The sequence below is a fragment of the Rubrivivax gelatinosus IL144 genome (assembly GCF_000284255.1).
GTDB lineage: Bacteria > Pseudomonadota > Gammaproteobacteria > Burkholderiales > Burkholderiaceae_C > Rubrivivax > Rubrivivax gelatinosus_A.
The window spans coordinates 1,061,733-1,073,427 of the sequence record NC_017075.1; the positions used below are offsets into that span (position 1 = coordinate 1,061,733).

13 protein-coding genes are annotated in these 11,695 nt (G+C 71.1%); 4 read left to right on the forward strand and 9 right to left on the reverse strand.

Translation table 11 applies throughout. From position 1 onward, the window contains the following. Positions 1-5: 5 nt before the first annotated feature. The gene (locus RGE_RS04975) at positions 6-638 is read right to left on the reverse strand and encodes a response regulator (protein WP_043784718.1); all 633 of its coding nucleotides are present in this window, start codon (positions 636-638) and stop codon (positions 6-8) included. 187 nt (positions 639-825) lie between these two features. Between RGE_RS04975 and RGE_RS04980 the strand changes: the two genes are divergently transcribed. Then, a complete protein-coding gene (locus RGE_RS04980) occupies positions 826-1,041 on the forward strand; it encodes a hypothetical protein (protein WP_043783822.1) in 216 nt (71 codons plus the stop codon). Here the strand turns inward: RGE_RS04980 and RGE_RS04985 are convergent. The 5 genes from RGE_RS04985 to dusB are packed head-to-tail and all read right to left on the reverse strand — an operon-like array spanning position 1,038 to position 5,521. Beyond that, on the reverse strand, positions 1,038-2,012 hold the full coding sequence (locus RGE_RS04985) for a phosphatidate cytidylyltransferase (protein WP_014427231.1): 975 nt from the start codon (positions 2,010-2,012) through the stop codon (positions 1,038-1,040). The two genes, RGE_RS04980 and RGE_RS04985, sit on opposite strands and share 4 nt — an antisense overlap. Before the next feature lies 1 nt (position 2,013). Further along, complete coding sequence (locus tag RGE_RS04990) at positions 2,014-2,637, reverse strand: lysophospholipid acyltransferase family protein (protein WP_014427232.1); 624 nt, start codon at positions 2,635-2,637, stop codon at positions 2,014-2,016. Positions 2,638-2,673: 36 nt separating this feature from the next. Continuing rightward, the gene (gene purH, locus RGE_RS04995) at positions 2,674-4,245 is read right to left on the reverse strand and encodes a bifunctional phosphoribosylaminoimidazolecarboxamide formyltransferase/IMP cyclohydrolase (RefSeq protein ID WP_014427233.1); all 1,572 of its coding nucleotides are present in this window, start codon (positions 4,243-4,245) and stop codon (positions 2,674-2,676) included. A gap of 8 nt (positions 4,246-4,253) precedes the next feature. Beyond that, the gene (locus RGE_RS05000; protein ID WP_014427234.1) at positions 4,254-4,487 is read right to left on the reverse strand and encodes a Fis family transcriptional regulator; all 234 of its coding nucleotides are present in this window, start codon (positions 4,485-4,487) and stop codon (positions 4,254-4,256) included. After that, the gene (dusB, locus tag RGE_RS05005) at positions 4,484-5,521 is read right to left on the reverse strand and encodes a tRNA dihydrouridine synthase DusB (protein ID WP_014427235.1); all 1,038 of its coding nucleotides are present in this window, start codon (positions 5,519-5,521) and stop codon (positions 4,484-4,486) included. Before dusB ends, RGE_RS05000 begins: the two co-directional genes overlap by 4 nt. 94 nt (positions 5,522-5,615) lie before the next feature. Between dusB and RGE_RS05010 the strand changes: the two genes are divergently transcribed. Beyond that, positions 5,616-6,101 (forward strand): YqaA family protein, encoded by a 486-nt coding sequence (locus RGE_RS05010; protein ID WP_014427236.1) that lies wholly within the window; start codon positions 5,616-5,618, stop codon positions 6,099-6,101. Positions 6,102-6,145: 44 nt separating this feature from the next. Next, positions 6,146-7,636, forward strand: coding sequence for a carboxypeptidase M32 (locus tag RGE_RS05015; protein WP_014427237.1), 1,491 nt, complete (start codon positions 6,146-6,148; stop codon positions 7,634-7,636). A 1-nt stretch (position 7,637) separates the two neighbouring features. On the opposite strand, the gene RGE_RS05020 is transcribed toward RGE_RS05015, so the two are convergent. The 3 genes from RGE_RS05020 to dmeF form a co-directional block, all read right to left on the reverse strand. Further along, positions 7,638-8,867 carry a patatin-like phospholipase family protein gene (locus RGE_RS05020; protein ID WP_014427238.1) on the reverse strand — a complete coding sequence of 410 codons (1,230 nt, stop codon included), beginning with the start codon at positions 8,865-8,867 and terminating at the stop codon, positions 7,638-7,640. 59 nt (positions 8,868-8,926) lie between these two features. Continuing rightward, positions 8,927-9,553 carry a phasin family protein gene (locus tag RGE_RS05025; RefSeq protein WP_014427239.1) on the reverse strand — a complete coding sequence of 209 codons (627 nt, stop codon included), beginning with the start codon at positions 9,551-9,553 and terminating at the stop codon, positions 8,927-8,929. A gap of 86 nt (positions 9,554-9,639) precedes the next feature. Then, positions 9,640-10,644, reverse strand: coding sequence for a CDF family Co(II)/Ni(II) efflux transporter DmeF (gene dmeF, locus RGE_RS05030; RefSeq protein ID WP_014427240.1), 1,005 nt, complete (start codon positions 10,642-10,644; stop codon positions 9,640-9,642). A 111-nt stretch (positions 10,645-10,755) separates the two neighbouring features. Between dmeF and argB the strand changes: the two genes are divergently transcribed. Beyond that, positions 10,756-11,667, forward strand: a complete 912-nt coding sequence (gene argB, locus RGE_RS05035) for an acetylglutamate kinase (RefSeq protein WP_014427241.1) — start codon at positions 10,756-10,758, stop codon at positions 11,665-11,667. Positions 11,668-11,695 lie beyond the last annotated feature (28 nt).

The window sequence follows — 11,695 nt, forward strand, 5'->3', positions numbered from 1 at the left end:
CCGGGCTACTGGATCAGCCCGTTCTTCAGCGCGTAGTAGGTGAGGTCGCTGTTGCTGGCGAGCTTGAGCTTCTCCAGCACCCGGGTGCGGTAGGTGCTGACCGTCTTGACGCTGAGGAACATGCTCTCGGCGATGTGGCCCACCGTCTCGCCCTTGGCCAGGCGCAGGAAGACCTGCAGTTCGCGTTCGGACAGCGACTCGTGCGGCAGCTTGTCGGTGCCGCCGGCCATCGTGTCGGCCAGCAGCTCGGCGACCTGGCTGGTGATGTAGCGCCGGCCGCGTGCGACGGTGCGGATCGCCTTGACGATCTCCTCGGGGTCGCACTCCTTGTTCAGGTAGCCGCTGGCGCCCTGGCGCAGCAGCGTCGTCGCGTAGTGCGTCTCGGGGAAGCCGCTGAGGATGAGGATCGGCAGCTCGGCGGCGCGGGCGCGGATCGCGGCCAGCGCGTCGACGCCGCTCTGGCCGGGCATCGACAGGTCCATCAGCAGCACGTCGACCTCGCCGCGGCGCACGAGATCCAGCGCCTCGGTCCCGTTGGCCGCCTCGCCGGTGACACGCAGGTCCACCTGCTCGGACAGGAACTGGCGCAGCCCGGTACGCACGATGGCGTGGTCGTCGACGATGCCCACCCGAATGATCAACGGCTTCTCCTTGGTCGCAGCCGGCGCAGCGGCCCCGAGGCAGTGTAGCGAGGCTCAAATCCCGTCCGCAGGCGGGGTCGGACGTGGCGGGCGCGCGGCGTCGGCCGTGTCCGACCGGTCGCGGGGCCGACGGCCGACGGCGCCGGCCGGGCCGGGCGACGAAGCTGGAGTCAAGGAGACTGCCATGACATCCCGCATCGCTTTTCCTGCCGCGCTCGTCCCGGGTCTCGCTGCCGCCGCCCTGGTGGCGGCCTGTGCCGGCACGGCGCCGGGCGCCACGCGCGCCGTCTACACCGAACGCGGCGCCGACGGCCGCCCGGTCGAGGTGACCGTCGTCTTCGACGCCGCCGGCCGCGTCGTGCGGACCGAGTCGGAACTGATCGCGACCGCCGCGCGTTAGCCGCGGAACTGGAAGTACCAGCGCACCGAGTGGAAGAACACCGGCGCCGCGAAGCACAGCGGCGCGACGCGGTCGAGCAGGCCGACGGCGCCGGTGATCGCGCTGCGGTTGCCCCAGGACGGCACGCCGGCGTCCTTCTTCAGCGCCTTCATGACGAACTCGCCGAAGCTGCCGGCGCCGGCGGCGATGAAGGCCATCACCAGCGCCTGGCCGGCCTTGAACGGCGTCGTCCAGTACAGCGCGGCGCCGACGATGGCGGCGGTGGTCGCGCCGATCGCCCAGGCGCGGTAGGAGAACGAGCGGTCGATGTGGCGCGCCACCGGCCGCCGCCGCAGCCAGCGCGACGCGCCTTCCTGCGTGCGCTGCGCGGTCGCCACGACGACGACGAGGAAGAACACGAGGAAGGCGCCGCGGCCCTCGTAGTTCTTGAACTCCAGCAGCAGCAGCGCCGGCGCGTGGCTGAGGCCGTAGACGCAGACCATCACGCCCCACTGGATCTTCGCGTTGCGCTCCAGGAAGCGCTCGGGGTCGCCGGCCAGCGCGCTGATCACCGGGATCGCGATGAACACGTAGACCGGGATGAAGACCGTGAACAGGTCGAAGGTGCGGAATCCGACCAGCAGGTACTGCGCCGGCAGCACGATGAAGAACGACAGGATCAGGCTGCGGTGGTCGCTGCGCCGGGTGTGCGCGATGGTGATGAACTCGCGCAAGGCGAAGAACGAGAACACCGCGAACAGCAGCGTCGCCCCCAGCGCGCCCGAGACCCAGGCCAGCCAGAAGACGATCGCGCCGGCCCAGATCGCGCGCAGCTCGGCCTTCACGCGGATGTGGCGGCTGCTGCCCTCCTCTTCGGAGCGGCGCAGCATCACCAGGCCCGAGATCGCGCTGACGACGATCAGCGCGCCGAACAGGATGACGAACAGCAGGCCGACCTGCTGGTCCACGGTGAGCGCTCGCAGGTGTCCCATCTCAGCTCAGGTGCGGGCGCAGCGCGACGACGGCCTCGCGGGCGCGTTCGAGGAAGGCGCGTTTGTCCTCGCCCGGTTCGAGCTGGATCGGCGCGCCGAAGGTCACGGTGCACAGGATCGGCACCGGCACCACTTCGCCCTTGGGCATCACGCGGTTGACGTTGTCGATCCAGGCGGGGATCAGTTGCACGTTGGGGAACTGCTCGGCGAGGTGGTAGAGCCCGGTCTTGAACGGCTGCGGCAGCCCTTTGTTGCTGCGCGTGCCTTCCGGGAAGATGACCAGCGAGTCGCCGGCGTCGAGCACCTCGACCAGCGGCTCCAGCGGGTCCTGGTCCTCGCTGCGCTGGCGGCTGACGTAGACGGCGTGGAACACCTCGCGCGTCAGCCAGGCCTTGAACTTCGACGAGGTCCAGTAGTCGCGCGCCGCGATCGGGCGCGTCGTCGCGCGCAGGTCGCTGGGCAGCGCCGCCCAGATCAGCATCCAGTCGAGATGGCTCTGGTGGTTGGCGAAGTAGATGCGCTGCTCGGCCTTCGGCGGACAGCCTTTCCAGTGCCCCTGGGCGCCGGTGATCAGCCGCACGAGTGCCGTCAGCAGCAAGCCCATCAGGTCGGCTTTTGAAGCCATCGGGAGAGGTCCGGGGCCTTGCGGCCCCGGCAGACGTCAGTGGCGGAAGTGGCGGGTGCCCGTGAGCACCATCGCGATGCCGCGTTCGTTCGCGGCGTCGATGACCTCCTGGTCGCGCATCGAGCCGCCCGGCTGGATGACGCAGGTGGCGCCGGCATCGACGACGACGTCCAGGCCGTCGCGGAACGGGAAGAAGGCGTCGCTGGCCACGGCCGAGCCGTCCAGCGTCAGACCGGCGTTGCCGGCCTTGATGCCGGCGATGCGTGCGCTGTCGACGCGGCTCATCTGGCCGGCGCCCACGCCCAGCGTCATGCCGCCGCCGCAGAAGACGATGGCGTTGCTCTTGACGAACTTGGCGACCTTCCAGGCGAACAGCAGGTCTTCCATCTGCGCCGGCGTCGGTGCCAGCGTCGTGACGACACGCAGCTCACCCGGCTCGACGTTCTTCGCGTCCTGGCTCTGCAGCAGCACGCCGCCGCCGACCCGCTTGAAGTCCAGCGTGTTCATCGCGCGTGCCAGCGGCACCTCGAGCAGGCGCACGTTCTGCTTGCCGGCGAAGACCGCACGCGCCGCGGCGCTGATCTTCGGCGCGATCAGCACCTCGACGAACTGCTTGACGACGAGCTGCGCGGCGGCTTCGTCGAGCTCGCGGTTGAAGGCGATGATGCCGCCGAAGGCCGAGGTCGGGTCGGTCTTGAAGGCCTTGGCGTAGGCCTCGGCGCAGTCGGCGCCGATCGCCACGCCGCAGGGGTTGGCGTGCTTGACGATGACGCAGGCCGGCACGTCGAAGGTCTTCACGCACTCCCAGGCGGCGTCGGAGTCGGCGATGTTGTTGTAGCTGAGTTCCTTGCCCTGCAGCTGCGTCCAGCCCGACAGCGTGCCTTCGGCCGGCTTGGCGTCGCGGTAGAAGGCGGCGCTCTGGTGCGGGTTCTCGCCGTAGCGCAGGGCCTGGGTGCGCGTGAGCTGCAGGTTGAAGACCGCCGGGTACTCGGTCTTCGCCGGCACCGCTTCCAGCGCGTCCTCGACGCCGGGCTCCAGCGCCGTCAGGTAGTTGGTGATCATGCCGTCGTAGGCCGCGGTGTGGGCGTAGACCTTCTTGGCGAGCATGAAGCGCGTGCTGCGCGTCGTCGCGCCGGCGGCCAGTTCGGCGAGCACACGCTCGTAGTCGGCCGGGTCGATGACGACGGCGACGTCGGTCCAGTTCTTGGCTGCCGCGCGCAGCATCGCCGGGCCGCCGATGTCGATGTTCTCGATCGCGTCGGCCAGCGTGCAGTCGGCCTTGGCCGTCGCCTGCGCGAAGGGGTAGAGGTTGACGACCAGCAGGTCGATCGTGCCGATGCCGTGCTCGGCCAGCGCCGCCATGTGCGCCGGCACGTCGCGGCGCGCCAGCAGGCCGCCGTGGATGCGCGGGTGCAGCGTCTTCACGCGGCCGTCGAGCATCTCCGGAAAGCCGGTGACCTCGGCCACCTCGGTGACCGGCAGGCCGGATTCGGCCAGCAGCTTGGCGGTGCCGCCGGTGGACAGCAGCTTGACGCCCAGGCCGTGCAGCGCACGCGCGAAGTCGACGATGCCGGTCTTGTCGGATACGGAGAGGAGGGCGGTGGTCATCGGTGGTCTCAGATCAGCTTGTGTTCGAGAAGTTTGCGGCGCAGCGTGTTGCGGTTGATGCCCAGCCACTCGGCGGCCTTGCTCTGGTTGCCGTCGGCATGTTTCATGACGACGTCGAGCATGGGCTTCTCGACGGCGGCCAGCACCATCGCGTGGATGTCGTGCGGCTCGGTCCCCTTGAGGTCCTTGAAGTACTGTTCGAGCGTCGCGCGGATGCACTCGTCGATGTGTTTCTTGCTCATGCGCTTCTGACGACGAGGTCGTCGTTGGCGGCTGTCGCGCAGGGCAGCTGCGGGTGATGTTCGGCCAGTTCGGCGAACCAGCGGTCGACGGCGCGCCACTGCGCGCCGGCTTCGGCGATGGTGTTCATCGCGGCGCGGAAGTCCTCGCCGCCGGGCAGGCCGCGCACGGCCCAGCCGATGTGCTTGCGCGCGCTGCGCACGCCGGCGTGCTCGCCGTACAGCGCGTAGTGCTCTTCCAGGTGCTCGAGCAGCCAGCCGCGCACTTCGTGCGTGGCCGGCGGCGCCAGCAGCGTGCCGGTGGCCAGGTAGTGCGCGATCTCGCGGAAGATCCACGGCCGGCCCTGCGCGGCGCGGCCGATCATCAAGGCGTCGGCGCCGGTGCGTGCGAGCACCGCGGCGGCCTTGGCCGGCGAGTCGATGTCGCCATTGGCGACGACGGGAATCGCGAGCGCGGCCTTCACGGCGGCGATCGTGTCGTACTCGGCCTGGCCCTGATAGCCCTGTTCACGGGTACGCCCGTGCACGGTGACCATCGCGATGCCGGCGGCCTCGGCGGCACGCGCCAGGCGCAGCGCGTTGCGTTCGGCGGCGCACCAGCCGGTGCGCATCTTCAGCGTCACCGGCACGCCCAGCGGCGCGCAGGCGCCGACGACGGCCTCGACGATCGCGATCGCCAGCGCCTCGTCCTGCATCAGCGCCGAGCCCGCCCACTTGTTGCAGACCTTCTTGGCCGGGCAGCCCATGTTGATGTCGACGATCTGCGCGCCGCGGTCGATCTCGTGGCGCGCGGCGTCGGCCATCATCGCCGGCTCGGTGCCAGCGATCTGCACCGCGATCGGCGCGCCTTCGCCGCTGTGGTCGGCGCGGCGCGAAGTCTTGCGCGAATCGCGCAGATCCGGCCGCGACGTGATCATTTCGCTCACGGCGTAGCCAGCGCCCAGGCGCTTGCACAGCTTGCGGAATGCCCGGTCGGTGACCCCGGCCATCGGGGCGACGAACAGGCGATTCGGCAGCTCGAAAGCGCCGAGTCTCATCATCGGGGGGTGCTGAAAAAGGAGGCAAGAGTATACCGGCCGGCACCGGGGCCTCCCCAGTCCTGAGGAGGCCGGGCGGATAATCGGCGGCGAGATGGAAGCATGGTTCTCCGCGCTGCTGGCGGCGCTGGCGTTGCCGCAGTACGGCCTGTCGACGGTCTTCGTCGTCGCCCTGGTGTCGGCCACGCTGCTGCCGATGGGCAGCGAACCCGCGGTCTTCGGCCTGATCAAGCTCGACCCCACGCTGTTCTGGCCGGCCATCCTGGTGGCCACTGCCGGCAACACCGTCGGCGGCGCGATCACCTGGTGGATGGGCTACGGCAGCGAAGTCGCCTACGAACACGCGACGCACCGCCGGCCCAGCGAGGCGCGGCCGCTGCAGTGGCTGCGCCGCTTCGGCGCCAAGGCCTGTTTGCTGTCGTGGCTGCCGATCGTCGGCGACCCGCTGTGCGCGGTGGCCGGCTGGCTGAAGCTGCCGTTCTGGCCTTGCGTGTTCTACATGGCCGTCGGCAAGTTCCTGCGTTATCTCGTCATGACCGGGGCCCTGGTCTGGGCCTTCCCGGGCAAGCTCGCCTATTGACCGCGGGCGGCAGAATCGCCGCCTGCTCGATTCCGGACACCTGAATGACCGCCACGCCCGCCTACGACGCGCTCGCCACCACCTGGACCCGTCTGCACCGCCTGGGACACCTGCAATCCATCGCCGGCTGGGACCAGTCGGCCAACATGCCGCCCAAGGGCAACGAGGCGCGTGCCGCGGCCATGGCCGAGATGGCCGCGCTGCTGCACGGCATCGTCACCGACCCGGCGCTGGCCGCGCGCCTGCAGGCCGCCGAAGCCGAGCCGCTGGACGAGCCGCGCCGCGCCAACCTGCGCGAGATGCGCCGCCGCTGGCGTGCCGCCAACGTGCTGCCGACCGACCTCGTCGAACGCCAGCAGATGGCCACCGCACGCTGTGAGCACGCCTGGCGCACGCAGCGCGAGGCCAACGACTGGGCCGGCCTGGTGCCCAAGCTGAAGGAAGTCGTCGCGCTGGCGCGCGAGGAAGCCGCGCTGCTGTCCGACACGCTGGGCGTGTCGCGCTACGAGGCGCTGATGGACCGCTACGAGCCCGGGCTGACGACGGCCCAGGTCGACCGCGTCTTCGGCGAGCTGCGCCAGTGGCTGCCGGGGCTGATCCGCAAGGTCGTCGAACGCCAGTCGCGCGAGACCGTGCTGGTGCCCCAAGGCCCGTTCGCCCGCGACGCGCAGCGCCGGCTCTGCGAGGAGACGATGCGCCTGCTGGGCTTCGACTTCGACGCCGGCCGGCTGGACGTCAGCACGCACCCGTTCTGCGGCGGCGTGCCCGAGGACGTGCGCCTGACGACACGTTTCCGCGACGACGAGTTCCTCGGCAGCCTGATGGGCACGGTGCACGAGACCGGCCACGCGCGCTACGAGCAGAACCTGCCGCGCGAGTGGCTGGGCCAGCCGCTGGCCGAGGCGCGGTCGATGGCCATCCACGAGAGCCAGTCGCTGTCCTTCGAGATGCAGCTCGGCTGCCACCCGGGCTTCGTCGCCGGCATGGCGCCGCGCATCGCCGCGGCCTTCGGCGAGCAGCCGGCCTTCGCCCCGGCCAACCTGCAGAAGCTGCTGACGCGCGTGAAGCCGGGCTTCATCCGCGTGGACGCCGACGAGGTGAGCTACCCGGCGCACGTGATCCTGCGCTACGAGATCGAACGCCCGCTGGTCGAAGGCGAGATCGAGGTCGAGGACATCCCGGCGTTGTGGGACGCCAAGATGGCCGAGCTGCTGGGCGTGGACACGCGCGGCAACTTCAAGGACGGCCCGATGCAGGACGTGCACTGGCCGCTGGGGCTGATCGGCTACTTCCCCTGCTACTCGCTGGGCGCGATGTACGCCGCGCAGTGGTTCGCGGCGATGCGCCGTGGGATGCCCGACCTGGATGCGCGCATCGCCGCCGGCGAGCTGGCGCCGGTCTTCGACTGGCTGCGCGACAACATCTGGACCCAGGCCAGCCGCTGGAGCACCGACGAACTGGCGCGCCGCGCCAGCGGCGAGGTGCTCAACCCGGCGCACTTCCGCGCCCACCTCGAGGCGCGGTACCTGGGCTGAGTCAGCGCGCGGCGGCCAGCCGGCGTTCGAGCTCGTCGAGCACCTCGTCCAGGCGGCGCATAGCCTTCGCGGTGGCGCCGCGCGCCGGGCGTTCGCGGCGTTTCAACGGGATCAGCCGGCGCGTCTCGTCGTCGAGCGCGGCGTCGTCCAGGCGGATGCCGTGCGCGGCCAGCCGCGGCGCCAGCGTCTCGCGGCGCGCACGCAGGTCGGCACGCGTCTGCTGATAGGCGTGTTCGGCCATCGCCCGGCGCTGCGAGTAGCCGAAGGTGTTGGCCAGGAACATCTCCGGGTCGCGCTGGTCGGGCTCGAAGAGCACGATCTCGGTGTCCGGGTGGGTCTGCTCGTAGCCGCGCATGCCGAGTTCCAGCCGCGAGTGGATCAGCGTGCGGAAGGTCTGGCTCAGCACCACCGGCAGTCCGCCGTCGGCCAGGCGCGGGATGCGCTGGCCGGCGCGTGCCGTCGGCGTCGCGTGGCGCCCGAGGTGGCCCGACTCGAAAGGCACGAGCGGGTTCAGGCACAGCACCAGGTCCATGTCCAGGTCGAGCAGCACGCGAGTGTGCAGCGTCTTCTTCAGCGCGCCGTCGACGTAGCAGCGGCCGTCGATGGGCACCGGCGGGAACAGCCCGGGCAGCGCCGCGCTGGCGGCCACCGCGCGCGAGATCGGCACGTGCTCCCAGCCCGGCCGGCCGAAGGGCGCCGACTGGCCGCTGTCGAGGTCGGTGGCGACGATGACCAGCGGCCGCGCGACCTGGCGGAAGTCGTTGCTGCGCCCCGGCGCCGACAGCATGCGTGCGACCTGGCGCTCCAGCGCCTCGTGGCCGAACAGCCCGGCCGGCAAGGCGCGGCCCAGGCGTTCGAGCGCGGTCAGCAGCGAGCGGCGCTCGAAGGCGTAGTCCCAGGCGGCGTGCGCCACCAGCGCCGGCAGCATCGCCAGCCGGCGCGCGTACTCGCGCCAGGCGGGCTGCACGAACAGCCCCGGGTGGATGACGTCGTCGTCGGGCCCCTGGTTGAGGATGAACGAGGTGCAGAGCTGGCGCGGCGTGATGCCGTTGGCCAGCCCGGCGGCGATGAAGCCGCCGGCGGAGACGCCGACGTAGCCGTCCAGCCGCGTGAAGTCGACGCCGACGAAGGACTCGTCGAGCGCGCACAAGGCGCCGATCTCGTAGATCGCGCCCAGCGGGCCGCCGCCGGCGAGGGCCAGGCCGATGCGCTTGGAATCGGTTGTCGTCATCGCTTGCCGGGGCGACGCGGCCCGTGGCGGGCCTGGGCCCCGCTCCGTTCAGAGGGTGATCAGGCGGTCTTGGCGCGGCGCACGCGCTTCTTCGCCGGGGCCGGCGCCTCGGCGGGCGCTTCGGCAGCGGCCGTGGCGGCCGGGGCTTCGGCCACCGGCGCGGGCTTGGCGGCGGCCTTGCGCGCGGTCTTGCGCGGCGCGGGGGCGGGCCTGGCCGGTGCCGCGGCGGCGTTCAGGCGCTCGACGGCGGCGGCCAGCGCGTCGACCCGGTCGACCAGCGCCTGCACGTCCTTGGCCGTCGGCACGCCCAGGCGCGACAAGGCCTTGGCGGTGCGCTGCTCGAAGATCGCTTCGAGCTTGTCCCAGTTCTGCCCGGCGCGTGCGGTGACGCTGCCGGCCATCGCCGACATGCGGTCGGTGACCTCGCCCAGCTTCTCCTCGGCGACGGCCTGGGTCTTGCGCTGCAGGTGCACGCCTTCCTTGACCAGGGCCTCGAAGACGCGGCCGCCTTCTTCCTGCGCCTTGGCGAAGGCGCCCATGCCGGCCAGCCAGATCTGCTGCGCCGAGTCGCGCACTGCGCCGGCCATCGCCTTGTCGGGCCGTTCGGCGTCGGCCGTCTTGCGGGCGGGCTTCGCCGCCTTCTTCGTCGCGGCTTTCACTGCCGTCGGGGCCTTCTTGCTTGCCATCGTCGCTCCTCGTCGTTCGGGGGGTGCCCTCGTCAATCTTGGCGCAGGTCGGGCGGCCTGCAGCCGTTAACTCTAGTGAGACGGCTCTACCCGCGCGGGCAGCCGTCGCCGCAGCCTTCGCAGCGGTGCACCTCGACCGTCACGTGGCGCAGCGGTGCGATCTCGGCCAGGCGCGCGCGGTAGACGGCCGCCGGCAGCGGCCGGTCGGCGACGATCGCGATGGCCGCCGACCAGGCTTGCGCGCCGACCTGCCAGACGTGCAGGTCCGACAGCCGGGCGTCGCCGTCGGCTTCGATCAGCGTGCGGATGCGGCCGCTGATCTCGGGGTCGGCGGTGGCGTCGACCAGCGCGCTCGAGCTCTGCCGCAGCACGCCCAGCGCCCACTGGCCGACGACCAGCGCGCCCAGCAGGGCCACTGCCGGGTCCAGCCAGCGCCAGCCGGCCCACAGCCCGCCGGCCAGCGCGGCGATCGCCAGCACCGAGGTCATCAGGTCGGCGAGCACGTGCAGGTAGGCGGCGCCGAAGTTGGCGTCGTGGTGGTGGTGGCCGTGAGGGTGGTCGTCGTGATCGTGGTCGTGATCGTCCGCGTGGCCATGGTGGTGGTCGTGGTGATGGTGGTGGTCGTGCCCGCCGCGCGACAGCAGCCAGGCGCTGACGAGGTTGACGACCAGCCCGAGCAGCGCCACGCCCATCGCCTCGCCGAAGGCGATCGGGCGCGGTTCGCGCAGCGTGGCGATCGCGTCCCAGGCGATGCCCGCGGCGGCGGCCAGCAGCAGCAGGCCGCTGGTGTAGGCCGCCAGCACCTCGATCTTCCAGCCGCCGAAGGCGTAGCCGCCGTGCGCCGAGGCCCGCCGGGCCAGCCGGTAGGCGAGCACTGCGCCGCCCAGCGCCAGCGCGTGCGTGCCCATGTGCCAGCCGTCGGCCAGCAGCGCCAGCGAGCCGGTCCACCAGCCGGCGCCGACCTCGATGGCCATCGTCACCAGCGTCAGCAGTGTCACCTGCAGCAGCGCCTTCTCGCGCCGGGCGACGCCTTCGTCGGCGAAGGCGTGCGGGTGCAGGAACGGCGAGAGATCCTGGTGGTGCGAACTCATGGCGCCCGACTGTACGACGGGGGCGCAGGCGCCGCCCTCGGGGCCGCCGGCAGGGCGCGGACCGCGTCCCTACAATGCCCGCCACCCCTGTTTTTGCCGACGGAAGCCACGATGTCCACCGCCTCCCCCGCCGAGACCCCCACCGCCCACATCACGCCGCGCGAGAAGGCCGAGATCCTGGCGCAGGCGCTGCCCTACATCCGCAAGTACCACGGCAAGACGCTGGTCATCAAATACGGCGGCAACGCGATGACCGACCCGGCGCTGCAGCAGGACTTCGCCGAGGACATCGTGCTGCTGAAGCTGGTCGGCATGAACCCGATCGTCGTGCACGGCGGCGGCCCGCAGATCGACGAGGCGCTGTCGCGCCTGGGCAAGAAGGGCACCTTCATCCAGGGCATGCGCGTCACCGACGAGGAGACGATGGAAGTCGTCGAATGGGTGCTCGGCGGCGAGGTGCAGCAGGACATCGTCGGCCTGATCAACGCCGCCGGCGGCAAGGCCGTGGGCCTGACCGGCCGCGACGGCGGCATGATCCGCGCGCGCAAGCTGAAGATGCTCGACAAGAACGACCCGTCGATCGAACACGACGTCGGCCAGGTCGGCGAGATCACCGCGATCGACCCCTCGGTCGTGCAGGCGCTGCAGGACGACCAGTTCATCCCGGTCATCAGCCCGATCGGCTTCGGCGAGAAGAACGAGAGCTACAACATCAACGCCGACCTCGTCGCCAGCAAGCTGGCCACGGTGCTGAAGGCCGAGAAGCTGATGCTGCTGACGAATACGCCGGGCGTTCTCGACAAGAACGGCACGCTGCTCACCGACCTGACGGCGCGCGAGATCGACGGCCTGTTCGAGGACGGCACGATCAGCGGCGGCATGCTGCCCAAGATCGCCGGCGCGCTGGACGCCGCCAAGAGCGGCGTCAACGCGGTGCACATCATCGACGGGCGGGTGCCGCACGCGACGCTGCTGGAGATCCTGACGGAGCAGGCTTTCGGCACGATGATTCGTTCCCACTGAGCGCGAATGCCGTGACGACCCGAGGCAC